This is a genomic window from Dokdonia sp. R86516, from assembly GCF_044596715.1.
In the GTDB taxonomy this organism is placed as follows: domain Bacteria; phylum Bacteroidota; class Bacteroidia; order Flavobacteriales; family Flavobacteriaceae; genus Dokdonia.
Genome location: NZ_CP138998.1, coordinates 1,041,125 through 1,059,182 on the forward strand (window position 1 = coordinate 1,041,125; position 18,058 = coordinate 1,059,182).

Here is an 18,058-nt window from a genome sequence, read left to right on the forward strand (position 1 = left end):
GATGTGAATTTATTCAACTGGGCTTTAAAAATGAAGGGATTTGATACCGCTTTCGCGAAAGCGGAATTACAACGTATCATAGATATCCCAGAAAGTGAATATGCAGCATATATATCTGAGCAGAAAAAAAAGATAGTTACCCATCACGAGATTTATAATTCCTTTTATAAAAGTCTCCTTACCGAAAGAGGTGAAAAAGACTGGGAAACACTGCCAGTGCTAACAAAATCAGATTTACAACAGCCTCTTGAAAACAGGCTTTCTCAAAACTACGACCGCAAGACGGTATATGTAGGTAAGACCTCTGGATCTTCTGGACATCCTTTTGTTTTTGCAAAAGATAAAGACGCTCATGCATTGAGCTGGGTGAGTTTCCAAAGGAGGTACAACTGGTATCATCTTGACCTGGACACCTCAAAACAGGCTCGTTTTTATGGGATTCCGCTTACAACGATTGCCTATCAAAAGGAAAGACTCAAGGATAAACTAGGTAACAGATATCGTTTTCCCATTTTTGATCTTTGTGAGCACAAGCTTGCAGATATGGTTAAAAAATTTAGCAAGACACCTTTTGACTATATAAATGGCTACACAAGTAGCATTGTATTACTTGCTAAGCATTTGAAAAAGCACCAAATTATACTCACTGATATCTGTCCTACTCTTAAAGCATGTATTGTCACTAGTGAAATGCTATTTCCCGATGATTTACAATTAATGCAGGAGCAATTTAATGTCCCAATCATTAATGAATATGGAGCCTCAGAAGTAGGACTTATAGCCTTTCAAAATAAGGAGAATCAGTTAGAGGTAGATAGTGAGTTGTTATTTGTCGAAATTCTTGATGATAACGATAAGCCTGTACCTCACGGTGTGGTAGGGCGTATTGTAATCACATCTTTTTATAATAAAGCACATCCTTTTATACGTTATGATATAGGTGATATGGGATCGTTATCACCACTAAGCACACTTAAAAAACCTATTTTAGAAAATCTTCAAGGAAGAACAAGTGATATTGCACGGCTACCTAGCGGCAAAGTAGTTCCTGGCCTAACATTTTATTATGTGACCAAGAGTATTATAGAGGAAGATGGCAATGTAAGTGAGTTCATTATTGAGCAAACTGCTCAAGATTCATTTAAATTTATTTATACCTCTGAGAGACCACTTAATGCTCAAGAAAAAAGAAATATTGAAAAAGCTACCGCTACTTATCTTGAAGATGGACTAAAGCTAACTTTTGAAAAAGTAGCCGCACTGGACCGTAGTGATAGAGGTAAACTCAAACAGTTTACTTCTCTCGTTTCTTAGACATCATATCGCTGTATCCATTCAGGTCTTACTACGAAGTACTCCCAGAAAAAGCGGAGTAAACATAATGCAGCTACTATGTGAGAATATCCTAAGCAAGTTTTGTAAAACTGATAGTTGTACTTAACGAGATTTAATTTATTTGAGCTCATCGAGCCTTCACGCACTCTATAAAAAGCCAGATCTTCTTGCAAACCTAAGGCGGGTTTTCCGCTCTTCTTTATCGCGTCTAACCACAGCGCCCAGTCTTGTCTTTTTCTAACGTCTGGAGCGCTTATTTTACCTATTGAGGTTGCATTGTAAATACCAGTGAGATTTCCCACATAGTTATTGCTGTGTTGCTTTTTGTAATGGAGCTCTGGTAATGCCACGATGCGTTTACCAAGTGGTTTTCCATGTTCATCTATATGTACATAGCTGGTATAAGAAACGTCACAAGCTGTTTTTTGCATGAAGGCAATTTGCTTCTGGAGTTTTTCTGCATTCCATAAGTCGTCAGAATCTAAGAATGCAATGTATTTTCCTTGGGCAGCTTCTGTTGCAATGTTGCGGGTGTGTGCGGCACCACTATTTCGCGAAAGCGTAATAAGTTTAATTCTATCATCAAGAGCTGCTAGGGCTCTTACAATATCAACAGAATTATCTGTCGAGCAATCATCTACGATAATTTGCTCCCAGTTTTGATACGTTTGTGCTTGAATACTCGCGATAGTTTGAGCAATAAATGGTGCTGCATTATACAGCGGAGTGATAATGGAGACTAGTGGCTGTATGTCATTTTTAGTAAGCTTTGTCATCTCCTACAATAGCTTTATAAATAGTATTAAAAACAATTTTAATATCTAAGAAGAGTGACCAATTTTCTACGTAGAATATGTCAAATTTTACGCGGTTTACTATATCCTCTTCAGTCTCTATTTCTCCTCTGTAACCACTCACTTGGGCAAGACCAGTGATTCCAGGTTTTATAAAGTGACGCACCATAAATTTATCTATACGCTCTGCATACATATGAGTATGTCTCACCATATGAGGTCTAGGCCCCACGACAGACATGTCTCCCTTAAGGACATTAATGAATTGCGGTAATTCATCCATACTGGTTTTACGTAGGAAGCGACCTACTCTAGTAATACGACTATCATTTTTACTCACTTGCTCAATATCTGCCTTCTCATTATCTCTCATAGAGCGAAATTTATAGCAGTAAAACTCGTGATAATCTAATCCGTTACGTTTCTGTTTGAAAAACACAGTCCCTTTAGAGTCGAGCTTTATTAAAATTGCAAGCAAAGGGGTAAGCCATGATAATACGCCTACAAGTACCGCAATAGAAAGAACGATGTCAAACGCACGCTTAATAAACTGATTTAATGGTTTATCTATAGGGATGGTACGCAATGATAGAATGGGAGTAATCCCTAGGTATTGATATTCTAGTTTCTTTGTGAAAATCTCGCGGCTGTCTGGAATAAATTTTAATATCTTAAGATTGTTATCTGTAAATTCAGATATCTCTCTCAACTCTTCATTAGTAAACTGCTCTACTGAGCAGTAAACCTCATCTACACTATTCTCTAATATGTAATTAAATATACTGTCAAGAGATACACTTGGGTCTTTTATATCAAAGGTGCTACTCACTACATAACCATACCTTTTGTTTTCATCAAAAAACTTTTTAAGCTCCTTAACTTGCACATTCCAGCCTAAAATAACAACACGACGATGGTTACCTCCTAAAACTGCTCTATACGTTTTTAACAAATAGAATACTCCAAATTTATTGATCCCTACACCTATAAAAACATATAAAACATATAGAAACACAGCTATTGGAGAGGCGTCTACTGTTTGAAATAGACCGAAGAATGCAAAAACAAGTAATGCAAAAATGAATAACTGTAATAGTAAAAGGGATACTATACGTGTAGGCTTAGTATACCTATAAACTTCATAAAAATCTGACTTGATGGTTGATAAAATCCAAGTTGTCGTGATATACAATGAGAACACCACAAAATCCTCATTCATAATGAGGCATACCCTAGCTAGTAATAAAATAATTACTAGGTCTATAACATAAATTATGGGTCTTATGTAAAAGGAATACCTACCTACGCGTTGCGCCATACTTATTTACGTATGTGTTTTGAAAAGTCTTTATGTTCGCTTTTATATAATTGCTCTTGAGATAAACTTTCAAAATACTCAAACGTCTTTTTCATACCCTCTGCGCGACCTACCTTGGCCTCCCAATCTAATATTTCCATTGCTTTAGAAATATCAGGTTTACGTTGCATCGGGTCATCTACCGGTAAGTCTTGGTAAATTACTTTTTGATCAGTCCCTGTGAGTTTTATAATCTCTTCTGCAAAATCTTTTATTGTAATTTCATCTGGGTTTCCAATGTTTACGGGAAATGCATAATCACTCATTAATAGGCGGTAAATACCCTCTACCTGGTCATCCACATAACAAAAGGAACGAGTTTGTAAACCGTCACCAAATATCGTTAGATCTTCTCCCCTGAGCGCTTGTCCCATAAATGCAGGTATTACTCTACCATCATTAAGTCTCATACGAGGTCCATAGGTGTTAAAAATTCTCACTATGCGAGTTTCTAAGCCATGAAAACGATGATAAGCCATTGTGATAGATTCTTGAAAGCGTTTTGCCTCGTCATATACTCCTCTTGGCCCTATAGTGTTTACATTACCATAATAATTTTCATCCTGAGGATGCACGAGTGGATCACCATAAACTTCTGATGTTGATGCAATCAGAATACGGGCATTTTTAACCTTGGCCAATCCTAATAGGTTGTGTGTTCCTAACGAACCTACTTTAAGTGTCTGTATGGGTATTTTAAGATAGTCAATAGGACTCGCTGGTGACGCAAAATGTAGAATATAATCTAAGTCACCTGGCACATGCACAAAAGTAGTAACGTCGTGATGATGGAACTCAAATTGCTCTAACTTAAAAAGGTGCTCAATATTAGACAGGCTACCAGTGATAAGGTTATCCATACCAATTACATGAAAACCTTCTTTAATAAATCTATCACATAAATGAGACCCCAAAAATCCTGCAGCACCCGTAATTAAAACTCTCTTCATAATTGGTTGATTAATCTATACAGACTTAACAATCTGTGTTCGTAAAAATAAGGAAGTATTACCTGCTTGTAAAGCCTAAGCCCTACAACCTACTCAGCGTTTGAGAAAATTTATCTAAAATAGGTTTCCTTGCAAATTTTTCAAGTACATAGTTTCTTGCAGCTGTACCCATAGTTAAAGCAGTTTCTGGAGCCGAATGGAGAGTCTGTAGCTGGCTCAATATTATATCAACATTAATAACGGAGTTGTAATATCCACCTTTCGAATCATTTATAATCTTAGCTGGCTCTGCATCTGGGTGACCGGTAATGATAGATGGACTAGCGCTCGCCATCATACCTAGTATTTTAGAAGGCATAACCGTATCTACAACTTCGCTCTTTTGAAATAAAATATGCACATCTGCACTAGCTAGCAAACTTGATAACGCGGCAAATGGTACCGGAGGATAAAAATTTACTTCTGTATGTTTTAAATTCTCCTTTAGAGCATTCATTTTTGCCCCTGCTCCTACTACAATTACTTCAAACGTATTAAAGTCTAATGCTTTGATAAGGTCTGTAAATAACTGCCAGTCTTGCTTGTCTCCCACATTACCAGAATATAAAATACTACACTTATCTTTAGAAAAATAAGGATGTGCTTGTGACTTAGATGGATCACTCTCGTTTGCATCTATCCAGTTAGGTAAATAGTAGGATTCGGTGGTGGTTTTCTCTTTTAGTTTGGCAAGCATCGCATGGCTTATCGTACTCACATAATCTGCTTTATTGAGAATACTGCGCTCTAATTTCATCAACCCTTTATACGCCATACTTTTACTTTCACCTCCAGCGGCAAGACCCGACTGAAAAGCCGCGTCAAATTCAAAATCTTGAATGTGAATCCAGTGTTTTGCGTTACGCTTTCGCGAAAGCGTATTTCCTAACCATGCACTACTCGTAAAAGGAATTACAGAGATTACAATATCACACGCTGCAATCTGCTTGAAATTAAAGCGTGAACCTATGGTAAAATCGGCTATATGTATAACCCGTTTTAAGAATGTAGGCTCCTTGGGAGTAAACTGCTTATATCTATATATATCAATGGTTCCCTTCTTCTCATGTAGATAAGCTCCTTGGTTTTGATATGCTTCTGCTATCTCCCATTTTGGATAATAAGGAAACGCAGTAATCACCGAAATATGTGCTCCTTGCTGCTCTAGATATTCTGCTAGTTGCGTGCTGTAAAGTCCTATTGCAGTGTCTTCTGGGTAGAAGTTTAAGGAAATAAGTGTGATGTGTTTGCCTTGGAGATTATTCATAGGGCTTGTAAAAATAGTTTAATAGAATTTCCTAATCACAAAACGGATTTATACGCATCTAGCAATTTTAATACGTTCTGTTGAGCTGTGTAGTTTTTCAGAAATGTTTCTCGGGCATTATTTCTCATAGTTTCTTGATCTAGGTAATCTGTTTTTTCAATCGCTTCTACAAGATTATCAATATCATCTAACGTGTAATGTAATCCATTGTATTGATCTTTAACTAATTGCCCACCATTCCCAAACGATGGTGCAATAACTGGGGTACCAAAGGAGAATGATTCTATTATAACCAACCCAAAAGTCTCGTACATCTTAGATGCTGTGATTAATGCTTGAGCATTTTTATATAAGCTTGATAACTCTTCTCCATCTTGATTTCCTACAAATTCTATATTATTATGTAGGTGTGAATAATTCTCAACAACTTCATGAAGGGGACCTGTACCTGCAATTTTGAGTCTTTTATTTGCTTTAATACAAGCTTCTATTACGTTTACAATCCCTTTTTCATCTGAGAGACGCCCTACAAATAGCATATAATTCTCTTTATCATAGAGGTAGCCTCTATCTTCTGTAAAATTTGGCTTGACTATAACTTGTTCATCTCTAAAAGTTATATGGGATTTCTTAAAAATCTCATGAGAGAATTCGCTTAGCAATATCACTTTGTCAATATATGATGACCATGTTTCTAAATGTCCATGCAGGGCGTTACTGATTACAGGAAATACTGTCGCGATTTTAGATTCTTGATAACAACCGTTTTTAATAGCGGGAATACCCCATTTACTTTTTATACAGTCTTCGCAAGGTTTCCCATCTCTAAAAAGAAGCCCGTTACTACATAGTATTCTGTAATTATGTAGAGTAACTATTACTGGTATGTGTAGTTCTTTACACGCGTAAAAAATCGACGGAGTAATTACAGGCAAAAAATTATGCACGTGCACAACATCAGGTGAAGAATCTTTTAAAAATGCCTTAATTAATTTCTTTTGAGAAACCGAATATGGTAGCGACAATGCCGTTTTTAGCTTTCGCGAAAGCGTATTAATATCATTGTTATTTACAATATATTGAGAGACTTTATGGCCTGCCGCTTGTAGTATTAATTTTTCTCGACTTACAACGATATCTTCACCGCCTATGTCTTTATATCTATTATGTATTTGAACTATGTGCATTTCTTACTTAGAGATATTAGAAGTGAAAACAATCAAAAATGCAGATAAGTAAATCACTTTTTACAGTTCAAAATGATGCCTACATTAATTTATAAATTTGCGTAGTATAAGGCTTCTTTATATACGTTGCTCATGTTTTGCCTTCCATGATTTCTGGTTTAAAAACATCTGTTCCATTGTATATTGTATAAAGCGTGTAAGTATATAAACTCCGACAAATATGCCAATGTAATAAGAAAAGCCATTTGCAAAATCACCTCTCAATAAGAATAATAAATGTATAGCAAAGTAAAGTGCTAAAATCTTCTTGAGATAGTCGTCGCTTTTAAACCATGAAAGAAGCTTTATACATGTAATTGCGAGAAAAATAGCCATCATAACGACTCCAAAAATCCCAAAATTAATGTAACCCTCAGATACTAGTGGATTAGATAAATTACTATAATGGAACCCATGATATTCAATAAGATGTTCACCAACTAATTTTCCAGTGGTTATGGGTTTTGTCTCCCATAGACTACGAGGAACAAAAAATAATAAACCGCTTAGCAATTGATAACCGTATGAAAAGCCCTCATATTTTACATAATCTAAGGTTGCTGTAATATTTATAAAGGCATCATAATGTAATGTATTAAAAACCTGACCTATACCATAACCTTCAAAACTGTCCAATAACACTCTAGGTCTGTCTAAAATCTCCTCAAACGTGGCTGTCACATGTGTGAGCATGGCAGAGAGTGGGAAAACTATAATCATTGAAAAGAACATAAATAGCGTCATTTTAACATTGCTATTAAGTAATCTAGGTGCCATTAAGAATATAATACAAATATAAATGGGACCTAAAGCGTTGCGCTTTTCTGTCAAGGGGTTTTTAAACCATAATAAAAACGCTCCAAGAATTAAGAAAAGTAAGGCTACAATAATAATGTTTATTGGTAGTTTTTTTCGTTTGTCAAAATATTGAAAGCATAGTACGATTCCTGCAAATGGCATCATAAATAGCACCTTTTTCCATAACAAGAGCATCCCTATTGACGCAGACGAGGGTGTCCCACTATGTCTTCTTATTTCTTCTTGTACAAAACCGAAACTAGCAATAAACACTAGCACTGTAGCGATAGAGATTATACTAATTAGTACTGGCAGGGCTTTATATTTGGTCTGATCATAAACTGGAATAACTCTCAGTTTTCGAAACTTTTTAAAATAAAGATATGCTACAGCAAAGGTCAGGTTGAATATGATTACAAGTACATTTGTGTGTACAATTGCCGCTTGGGAGTATTTTAATTTAGTTATGAAAACTCCATTTGTAAGGTTTAATTCTCCTATTTGGAGAAGCGGAGAAAGTATGAAAAATAGAAAGCTAAAGACAAGAAACACAGAAATGAAAGGAGAAAACTCTTTCTCTTGATACAAATGCCACCAGAACATCCCAAATAATAAGAGATTACTTATAAAGAATGATATCCATACAGAAGTATCTGCACTGAATGTTGCAAATAGAAATATACTTATCAGTAGATAAGATAACATCAATATGAGTTTACCTAGCATACATCTTTAAACTTGAATATTTTCAACTAAACCCATTCTAATTATCTTCTTAAGTCACTGTGATTAGGAATTGCAAATAGTGATTTGGCAGTAAGAAAATTGAAGAATAATGAAAAGTATACAACACCTGCCTCCTTCTCTAAAATATTGTCGGTAAGCATTAAAATACCATAAAAAATGATAAATAGTATTAGTAATTCGTCATTAAACTTTACAGCAAAGATAAAGTTTATTAAAAGCGTACATATAAAAGCTAGAAGCGCTACAATACCGCCAATAATCAAAAAACTTAGAAACTGATTATGTGCATTATATCTTCCTTCTTGTAACACTGGAATTTCTAATTCGTGATACTTATCAGTTAAAACTGATCTAAAATCACCTACTCCATAACCTAAAATAGGGCTATCTAGTATTACATCTTTAGCAACATTATAGATAGTGTATCTAATATTTGTGGAGGTAGGGGCTCCTTCACCTACTGCCTCAATTTTCTTAAATTCTAAAAATTTATTTCGAGTGCGCGGAATTGCGACTATGAGTACCATTAGTCCTATTAAAGCAAAAAGATAAGGTCTTATAGTTATCTTTTTTCGTCGAAAGAGTATAAAGAGAAAAGCAACTATAGTTAAACCAATCATTGATCCTTTCTTTGCGTAAATTAATAAGAAACAAACTAATATTAGATCTAAGACAATTAAACATATTACTTTCCATTTTGTTGTTAAGGACTGTAATACATACACTGAAAAGATAAGGGCAACACTACAATGCATGGATAGATATATAGCATGCATTCCATATTTTCCTACATTTAATTTCATTGTCATAGGAAAGTGTTCTAACATTTCTATAAAACTGTAATGAGTGATATAAAACCACAAAAAAGGTATTACATTAAATAGAACCACTGTAATTATATATGCAAACAAGTACCTATACTTATTTCTATATAAGAAGTTAATATCTTTTTGGGAGTACATAGAAAAGCAAAGTGGGAAAACTACAAGAGATAAAAACATGATAAGTCTCTGTACTCCATACTCAAGATTATCACTATATAGTAACGTAAAGACCATTACTATAAAAACGGCACTATTTAAAAAGAAAAACCTAGTATTAAAGGTGTTTCCACTTTTAAAAAAATGTAAACAACTCACAACGGCAAAGAAGCCGATTGCAATCGATTTTATATTAGAGGGTAATAAAATAGAGGCAAATAATAACAAGAGAGCACCCTCTACTAACTTGATACTATTTTGGCTCCTTATTATATCCATTTAATTGAGAATTATTAGAAATTATCACTTTCTTTATTGAGTACAAGTAAAAAAGCTTCGCTTGACGGGCTAGTGGTTACAGGGGCTCATTACCTCTTAGTATTTAACAATTTACAAAATACTTGAGCCATTGCCTCTACAGAATAATTTTTGGCGCAAAATGCGGCAATTTCATTTCTTCTTGATGTCCATAAATCAATATTGCTGTACACATTTATTAAGCTTTCGCGAAAGCTTAATTCGCTATTAGTATCAAAAAAAAGAGCATTTACACCATCTAAAACTGCTTCAATTTCTGGGGAATGGTTTTCATCTCTTGAAACGATCATAGGTACACCAAAACCAAAACTTTGAGTTACAGACAACCCAACGTAACCAGGAGAAACACTAAAATAACTGTTGCTATATAATTCTCTCAATCGAGCTATATCATTAATATGGCCCAGCAAATGTATTCTGTGAGACAAGTTGTTTTCTATTATAAATGATTCTAGAACTTTCTTTTTTTCTCCATCTCCTACAATAAAAAGCTGTACATCGTTTGGAATATCATTAAGTGCTTTGCTAAATGCCTTTGCAAGAAAAAGTGTTTTTTTACTTTCTGTTAAACGCCCCACATAAATAAGGTGTTTAGGGTTTCCAGCAATTGCACCCATTTGAGATGTATTGAGAAGTGCATTAGGTGCTGCGAGAATGATTTTACGGGGCATTTTCTCTTGAAGTTCTAATTGCTGTTTATTAGTATATACAACAATAGCCCTTGCTAGTTTACGCATGAGATGTCTTAAACTATCAGTACTAGAATCTTTACCTTGTCGTGGCCATGCGTGACCCCACAGTATCGTTTGTTTACCTAAAATTTTTCTACCTATCAATAATATCCAATTCGAAATTATTCTAGGGTTGAGTTCAAGCACTAACAGGTTATCACTCGCTATTAATTTTATGACTTGAAATTGAATTAAAAATCTAGCGTTAAAAAGGTAAGTATTCTTAGTTTTCTTATGAGGGATTGTCGCGTCAGACTGTATAGATTTTTCAAAATAGTGATTACCACTATACAACTCAAAATTATACCCTAGATTATCTCTCAAGGCTTTAAAGAAACCTTTTCTATAATCTGGGACAGCCGTTTGAATAATAATAAACTTTTTATCTTTAGATAGTTCCAACAGGTCTCGTTTTAATAAAGTAATATATTGAGAATATTAATAGAATAGCTTCTATAGAAACCGCCGTGATAACTGCTCCAAGTATCTCAAGCTGACTGATAAAGATTAAGCCTATTATGATCCCGCAAACAGCTGAAAAAGCCAATGTCTTCAATCGAGACATAAAATCACCAACAGCAGGAAAGTAATGGGCAATAAATAGCATAAAATAACTAGTGAAAATGATATTAAGTGCAAGTATGTAGAAAAGGTAACTATTTTCATTTATAGCTATATTATCATACAATATGTTTAACAGCCATCCTCCACAAATTAGGAATGGTAGTGTAACCATAATTGCAAGTAAGCCAACTATAGGTAACATTTTTATTACGTATTCTCTCTGTTTTACACGTGTTTGACTAACTAACCATGGAAATAACGCTTGATATAGAGACACAAAGACCCCTTTTGAAGTTGTGATAAGCTTTTCCATACTTGTGTAAATAGCTACTGTAGACTCATTAACAAAGAAACCTAGCACTAAGATGGGAATAGTGTTAATCAATCTAGCAGCGAGGTTAGACACAAATAAACTAAAGCTTTCCCTTAATAATTTTCTTACTAAGGTTAAACTAGGTTTAACAATGGAAACGTATTTCAAAGCTAAAATAATACTCAGAATTCCTGCTAGAATATATCCTATACCCATAAAGAATGGAACTTGAACATAATCTGACACATCACGTATAAACACAAATATAAGAAGTGTAAAAACTCCTTTTGCCAAAAGACTCAAGAGTGCCATCACTTTCATCTTTTCTATTCCTTGAAAAAACCAATCTACAAAGCACGCCTGTCCAAAGACCATAAGGTAGCTTAATAAAAACACTTCTTTTTCAATTTGAAATTTGGGCACAACAAAAACAGTAATAGCGTATAACATAAATACACTTGTAGCGATTACAATTTTTATAAGAAGGACAGTTGAAAAAACAGTTGCCATTTCTTCCTTATCAGATCTCTGTAGCGTTATATGTCTTGTTGCGCTGAGACTAAACCCATAATCAACAAAAATGTAAAGTACAGAACAAATTGCTTGTGCAAACATTATCAATCCAAACTTCTGCAAGCCTAATATTGAGATGAGATAAGGAAAAGTAACTATAGGTAATACTAGGTTTGTAACTTGAATAAGTAAAAGCGAGATATAATTTACAGAAATTCTCTTCCCAAATGAGGAATGAATTAACGCCTTAATTTTATGAAGGTTTTTCAAACTATAATGTGATTGTTACATTTAAAATTCAGTGTTATGAATCTTAAATAATGGAGCCGCTTGAACTCTGTTTAAAATAAAATTATAATCACGTAAATACAAAGTATTATATTGTCCGTACGATGTGCGTAAATTCAGAGTGCGTGTAAAAGGATTATAATCATATGGCTTAAAACCGCTTTCTATGAGCTTATTGTGAATTTTATTATCATCATAACCATATCTTTTAGATAGTCCATTTAACTCAATGATTATAGCTTGCAAGTTGCTATTTGAGATTGATTCCTCCATTCCTTCTAAAACGGCAGATTCAAATCCTTCTGTATCTATCTTAACGAGAGTAGTTTTATTTAATTCAAACAGATTATCAAAAGTGTCTACAAGGACCTCTATAGTATTTTTTTCTCCTTCTATAGCTACATGATTCATTGTGTCTAATCCGGCAGTAAATAAAATCTTCCCTTTAGTACTACTCACACCCATATTAAATGATTGCGTTCTATCTTGACTATTATTTAGTTCAATATTTCTTTGTAAACTTTCGAAAGTTTTAGGAACTGGTTCCACAGCAAACGTGGTAGCACCTATCTCAGAAGAAGCAAGTATACTGTAACTACCTACGTTTGCCCCTATGTCAATAAATTGATCCGTATCTCGCAGAAAATGAAGAAGGAAAGACATATCATTAAATTCCTGAAGGCCACAGTATATATTCTGGGTTGCTCCAGTCATTCCTTTAGAGACTAATAGCTTACTTTTAGTAGCAAAATTGCAAATTATAGGCCTGTTAAGAAGCCTACTTTTTAACTGCCATTTACCAAAACGTACAAGGCCAGCTACAGGATTTTTCTTATTAAGAGGATGTGTAACTATAAATTTAAGTGTATTGTAAAATGACATTTTTATCGGTTCTTAATATCTAAATACCAATTATATAATCTATTAACTCCATCCTCAAGCGCTACCGTATGTTTCCATCCTAAACTATTAAGTTTTGTAACGTCGGTAAGCTTGCGCGGTGTGCCATCTGGTTTTGAGCTATCAAAAATTAGTTTTCCTTTAAAACCTATCGTTTCTTTAATAAGCGTTGCTAGCTCTTTTATAGATATATCCTCTCCTGTGCCTATGTTTATGTGTGTATTTCTTACTTCGGTTGTGCTTCCTCTTACGTCATCAAAACTTGTGTTTTCTAAAATGTGCACACAGGCATCTGCCATATCTTGGCTCCATAAAAACTCTCTTCTAGGCGTTCCTGTTCCCCATATCTCAACGCTTTTGGCTGTTACACCGTACTTTTCTAGTATAGGTTGCGCTTTCGCGAAAGCGGAAACATCTAAGTCTCTACAGACCTCATCATTCTTTCCTTCTGAAAGTAATTTTGCAAGGTGAATCTTTCTTATCAATGCTGGTAAGACATGAGATTTCTCTAAGTCGAAGTTGTCATTAATTCCATAAAGATTAGTAGGCATCACCGAAATGAAATCTGTCCCGTATTGCAAATTATAACTCTCGCAAAGTTTGATGCCGGCTATTTTGGCAATGGCATAGGGCTCATTTGTATATTCTAAAGCTCCTGTAAGCAGAGCGTCTTCTGGCATAGGTTGCGGTGCATTTTTAGGGTAAATACAAGTACTTCCTAAAAACAACAACTTCTTAACTCCGTGTACATAACTCTGATGAATTACATTGTTTTGAATCATGAGATTAACATAAAGAAAATCTGCTCGATACGTATTATTTGCTATAATCCCACCCACTTTTGCAGCTGCGAGAAAAACATATTCTGGCTTTTCTTTCTTAAAAAACTCTTGTGTTGCTACTGTGTTTGTTAAGTCGAGTTCCTTGTGAGTGCGCGTGATTATATCCGTATAGCCTTTTGCTACAAGTGTATTAACAATCGCGCTTCCCACTAAGCCGCGATGTCCAGCAACAAAAATTCTAGCGTTGGTAGGTATGGATGTATTACTCAAAATAATTCATCGTTTTATATCCGCCTTCTTTGAGGTAGCTATCTTTTTTCATTAACCTTAGGTCGCTCTGCATCATATCATCTACAAGACCTTGAAGTTTATATTCGGGCTTCCAGCCCAGCTTTTTGAGGGCTTTTGTAGCATCACCTATTAAAAGCTCTACCTCAGTAGGTCTAAAATATTTTGGGTCTACCTCAACCACTACTTGCCCTATTTTTACAGGATAATCTGCATTTTCTGATGCCGTAACAATTCCTTTTTCATCAATTCCTTCACCTTCAAAAGATAAGGTAACACCTATATGTGTAAAGGCCATTTTTATAAAGTCACGTACTGTTGTAGTCTCTCCCGTGGCGATTACCCAATCTTCTGGCTCTTCTGCTTGCAAGATCATCCACATCATCCTTACGTAGTCCTTAGCATGACCCCAGTCACGCTTTGCATCTAGATTACCTAAATACATTTTATCTTGTAATCCCAAAGCAATTTTTGATGTAGCTCTAGTAATCTTTCTAGTCACAAAAGTTTCTCCTCGTACTGGAGACTCGTGATTAAATAAAATACCGTTACACGCAAACATATCATAAGCTTCACGATGATTTACGGTAGACCAGTATGCATATAGTTTTGCTACTGCATAAGGGCTTCTTGGATAAAAAGGTGTGGTTTCAGATTGCGGTACTTCTTGTACTTTTCCATACAACTCAGATGTACTTGCTTGATAAATGCGCGTCTTTTTTTCAAGTCCTAGAGCTCTCACAGCTTCTAATAATCGTAAGGCACCCAGTCCATCTACATTTGCTGTATACTCTGGCATCTCAAAGGATACCTGTACATGACTCATTGCACCTAGGTTATAAATCTCATCTGGCTGTACTTCTTGAATAATTCTAAACAAGTTTGTACTGTCTGTAAGATCTCCATAGTGCAGAAAAAATCGCTGATTATCTATATGAGGATCTTCATAAAGGTGATCTATCCTATCTGTATTAAATAAAGATGATCTGCGTTTAATACCGTGTACCTCATAGCCCTTTTTAAGTAAAAACTCACTTAAGTACGCTCCGTCTTGACCAGTCACACCGGTAATTAATGCTACTTTATTACTCATAAATAATTATTAATATGTAAGAAAAACTATCTTTTTAATGCAGAAGTTTCACGCTTGTATGATCTATATACACTTACAATACCCGAGAGTATTAAAAATATTATCACAAATACTAATGGGTAGATAACAATTAAGTTATCTGTTATAGATGATTTCTTTGATACTTGAATGTCACTTACGATTACTGCTAGATTACTATAACTTACAAAGTCATTCTTTTCTATTTCTAAATTTCCTACCAGATTTGATTTGGCATGAAATAATGATGCTAAGTTTTCATTTTGATTATTAAAATAGAACCCCTGCTGCCCTTGTTGATCTGATATATTCTTATCCTTACTAATAGAATTGATAAGCTCATTTATCTGAGCAATAGATTGTTCTTGACTTTCAAGGTAAGCTATGTGGTTTTTGAGGCCTTCCTTTTTCAATTCTTTAGCATACGAGTTGTCATTAATAAATGACAAGAAAGTCTCAATATCGTTTAAGTTTTTATCACTATCAAATACAAATTTGAGTTTATGAAATTTAAACTTAGATAAAAACCGATCTGTTGCAAACAACTCACGATCATCTTCAAGCTTAAACTCTCTAGTCATCTCTCCTAGTGCACCGTCATTTTCTCCAATATAATTCACTAAATCTATCACCTCAACTACAGGCTCTACGCTTACTTCTTTAATACTAAAGCTTTCTGGTGATTTACCAAGGGAGGTTATAAAACCTTCATCGTCTTCCTCAAGGTTATTATTAAACTGCTCTATTGCCGTATAAACATACGCCTGACTAGTAAAATTAGTTTTTAATAACAGATTTGCCTCATAAGATGGCTCCTCCTTAAAAACAAACCCTAGAGCTATTCCAGCAACAATGAGTAATAAGAAGGCCCACCACATTTTGATGAAGTAATCAACAACCCTAAAAAATGAATAAACTACATTTTTAAATAGTCTACCTATCAAAGAAAAGATATCTGAGAGGTCCATTTCTTGCTGATTTACAGGCGGATTGTTGTGATCGCTCATGAGCTTACTTAAAATTGAATGTTAGTTGTATTATATCCGTACTACTTATTAGAGGTAAAAAGCTGATGTAGAATCTTTTCTGTAATAAGGTACGTAGGTTTTACTCCTGTAGTTCCTAGTCCGCCAGATGCGAGTGTACTACCCGTTTCTAGTGGGTTATCACTAGCATAATACGCATATCTTACTTTTACATCTTCTTGTATACTCTTACGTAGTTTTGCGGCAGCTTGTATTGCTTTTTGATAGTGCGCTCCTTCCATTTCTAGACCTATCACACTCCACGTACTGTCATGGAAGAATTTAAGGATATCTCTATTTTGCAGTGATGTTCCTAATACAGAAACCATAGCACCTTCAAACACTTCTAATCCATGTCCTTCAAAATCCTCTTTAGTAAGTTCATTCTCAAACGGATAGTTATCTGCCGTACCTTCAAAAAGGTGTGCACTTGGTATCATAAGGTCTCCCTTTCCACCTTCTAGAATACCTGCTTTACCCATAATAGATACAGAATCTACGTCTAAATATGTTTTCTCCTCTCCCTCTTCATACGGTTTGAGAAGCTCTTCCATAGTTTCATAAGCCTGCTCTCCAAAGGCGTAGTCCATCACTATAATGACTGGCTGCTCCTCCTTTTTTAGATCATTACTACAAAAATCATTTTCGGCTACTGGTAGCTTACACATGTCAAAAATTTGCACATTGATATTAGTACCACTATCATCTGGTAGGTATATCATTCCATTTTGTAATGCAGCCCTCTCTACTTTGGCACGTAGAGCACTATTACCGCTATCACTAAGCATCTCATACACCTCTAGTTTAGACTTTTTCTTAAGCTCAGATTTAAGTGCGAGTGGAGCATACAGTGTGTTCATTACAGAGTGCATATTTGCACTTATAATATGTAAAGGCCTACCTAGAAGGTTGTTCTTTTTTAACGTAGCCTTTATATCATTTGCCCAGATCTTACCATGTATGTGGTGACCTAGACGCTCTCTTAGAACAGGACTAAAGGTAACTGTACGCTTTTCCTCTCTAAGTACTTCTGCTATAGCCAGCTTACCTAACCAGTAAATAAGTTCAAAAAAACGTTTATTGTTTGATCTAGTATTAAAGTGCGGTGCAATAGCTCGTACCTCTGCAAAGGTGCGTCCTAAGATGTTTGCAGTATGCGTGGTGGCAATCTCCCAGCTATTTTGATCTAACTCTTCGTTATTTAAAACTGCTTTTTCTAGCTTTTCCCAATCGCGTATTACTGCACCCTCATCATTTATAAGGACACGTTTCATAATCTTGTGAGACTCTATGAATAAGAACGTCACGTGTGTAAGAATATCATAAATTTCAGAACGACCACGAGTAATCTCGATGTTCATTTGTTCTTCATCTATGCGGTAGCAGTTACGACGTCGTTTTGCTGGAATAATAGGTTCAAAGTGGCTGTTTTTATAACCCTCATCACTTGTTAGGTTAATAAACCTGCACTGCTCTATTCCTTCTGGAAGTCTATCAATAACGTAAAGAAGACCATCTAGTTCTACCTTTTCTTCGGCGATGGTACCGTAAATTTCTGGCCTTAGTATAAGAAGTGACTCTCTAAGTGTCTCACCAGAGACTCCCATAGGTTTATAAAATCCTCTATTAAAAAGGTGACGCATAGTAATATACATGCGTTCTATAGCGCTGCTGCTCTCTTGGGCTCTCGTACGGCCTTGTTTTTTTTGTGTGCTCATAATTGGGGATAAAG

Annotated in this window: 16 protein-coding genes; 2 read left to right on the top strand and 14 right to left on the bottom strand. The window is 35.1% G+C overall.

From position 1 onward, the window contains the following. The first annotated feature begins 30 nt into the window (after positions 1–30). Positions 31–1,314 carry a phenylacetate--CoA ligase family protein gene (locus SJY23_RS04845; RefSeq protein WP_396598098.1) on the top strand — a complete coding sequence of 428 codons (1,284 nt, stop codon included), beginning with the start codon at positions 31–33 and terminating at the stop codon, positions 1,312–1,314. Here the strand turns inward: SJY23_RS04845 and SJY23_RS04850 are convergent. From SJY23_RS04850 to SJY23_RS04880, 7 genes are all read right to left on the bottom strand, one after another. Further along, positions 1,311–2,111 carry a glycosyltransferase family 2 protein gene (locus SJY23_RS04850; RefSeq protein ID WP_396597662.1) on the bottom strand — a complete coding sequence of 267 codons (801 nt, stop codon included), beginning with the start codon at positions 2,109–2,111 and terminating at the stop codon, positions 1,311–1,313. The genes SJY23_RS04845 and SJY23_RS04850 overlap by 4 nt on opposite strands. Continuing rightward, positions 2,095–3,447 (bottom strand): undecaprenyl-phosphate glucose phosphotransferase, encoded by a 1,353-nt coding sequence (locus SJY23_RS04855; RefSeq protein WP_396597663.1) that lies wholly within the window; start codon positions 3,445–3,447, stop codon positions 2,095–2,097. The genes SJY23_RS04850 and SJY23_RS04855 overlap by 17 nt, the downstream gene beginning before the upstream one ends. Before the next feature lie 2 nt (positions 3,448–3,449). Next, complete coding sequence (locus tag SJY23_RS04860; RefSeq protein ID WP_396597664.1) at positions 3,450–4,436, bottom strand: UDP-glucuronic acid decarboxylase family protein; 987 nt, start codon at positions 4,434–4,436, stop codon at positions 3,450–3,452. 82 nt (positions 4,437–4,518) lie between these two features. Next, entirely contained in the window at positions 4,519–5,742 is a 1,224-nt protein-coding gene (locus SJY23_RS04865; protein ID WP_396597665.1) for a WcaI family glycosyltransferase, read from the bottom strand. Between the two features lie 35 nt (positions 5,743–5,777). Next, complete coding sequence (locus tag SJY23_RS04870) at positions 5,778–6,929, bottom strand: glycosyltransferase family 4 protein (RefSeq protein WP_396597666.1); 1,152 nt, start codon at positions 6,927–6,929, stop codon at positions 5,778–5,780. Between the two features lie 117 nt (positions 6,930–7,046). Further along, complete coding sequence (locus tag SJY23_RS04875; RefSeq protein WP_396597667.1) at positions 7,047–8,471, bottom strand: O-antigen polysaccharide polymerase Wzy; 1,425 nt, start codon at positions 8,469–8,471, stop codon at positions 7,047–7,049. Between the two features lie 62 nt (positions 8,472–8,533). Then, the gene (locus SJY23_RS04880; protein ID WP_396598099.1) at positions 8,534–9,571 is read right to left on the bottom strand and encodes an O-antigen ligase family protein; all 1,038 of its coding nucleotides are present in this window, start codon (positions 9,569–9,571) and stop codon (positions 8,534–8,536) included. Between SJY23_RS04880 and SJY23_RS04885 the strand changes: the two genes are divergently transcribed. Beyond that, the gene (locus SJY23_RS04885; protein WP_396598133.1) at positions 9,513–9,776 is read left to right on the top strand and encodes a hypothetical protein; all 264 of its coding nucleotides are present in this window, start codon (positions 9,513–9,515) and stop codon (positions 9,774–9,776) included. The genes SJY23_RS04880 and SJY23_RS04885 overlap by 59 nt on opposite strands. Positions 9,777–9,861: 85 nt before the next feature. On the opposite strand, the gene SJY23_RS04890 is transcribed toward SJY23_RS04885, so the two are convergent. From SJY23_RS04890 to SJY23_RS04920, 7 genes are read right to left on the bottom strand one after another with little or no spacing between them, the layout of a single operon-like run. Further along, positions 9,862–10,944, bottom strand: a complete 1,083-nt coding sequence (locus tag SJY23_RS04890) for a glycosyltransferase (RefSeq protein WP_396597668.1) — start codon at positions 10,942–10,944, stop codon at positions 9,862–9,864. Continuing rightward, on the bottom strand, positions 10,931–12,202 hold the full coding sequence (locus tag SJY23_RS04895) for an oligosaccharide flippase family protein (protein WP_396597669.1): 1,272 nt from the start codon (positions 12,200–12,202) through the stop codon (positions 10,931–10,933). The genes SJY23_RS04890 and SJY23_RS04895 overlap by 14 nt, the downstream gene beginning before the upstream one ends. 21 nt (positions 12,203–12,223) lie before the next feature. Then, positions 12,224–13,102 carry an FkbM family methyltransferase gene (locus SJY23_RS04900; RefSeq protein ID WP_396597670.1) on the bottom strand — a complete coding sequence of 293 codons (879 nt, stop codon included), beginning with the start codon at positions 13,100–13,102 and terminating at the stop codon, positions 12,224–12,226. 2 nt (positions 13,103–13,104) lie between these two features. Next, positions 13,105–14,172: a GDP-L-fucose synthase family protein gene (locus SJY23_RS04905; protein ID WP_396597671.1), complete on the bottom strand. Its 1,068-nt coding sequence runs from the start codon at positions 14,170–14,172 to the stop codon at positions 13,105–13,107. Then, entirely contained in the window at positions 14,165–15,283 is a 1,119-nt protein-coding gene (gmd, locus tag SJY23_RS04910; protein ID WP_035335106.1) for a GDP-mannose 4,6-dehydratase, read from the bottom strand. The genes SJY23_RS04905 and gmd overlap by 8 nt, the downstream gene beginning before the upstream one ends. 26 nt (positions 15,284–15,309) lie before the next feature. Then, positions 15,310–16,308 carry a hypothetical protein gene (locus SJY23_RS04915; RefSeq protein WP_396597672.1) on the bottom strand — a complete coding sequence of 333 codons (999 nt, stop codon included), beginning with the start codon at positions 16,306–16,308 and terminating at the stop codon, positions 15,310–15,312. A 41-nt stretch (positions 16,309–16,349) separates the two neighbouring features. Next, positions 16,350–18,044 (bottom strand): DUF6909 family protein, encoded by a 1,695-nt coding sequence (locus tag SJY23_RS04920; RefSeq protein ID WP_396597673.1) that lies wholly within the window; start codon positions 18,042–18,044, stop codon positions 16,350–16,352. Positions 18,045–18,058 lie beyond the last annotated feature (14 nt).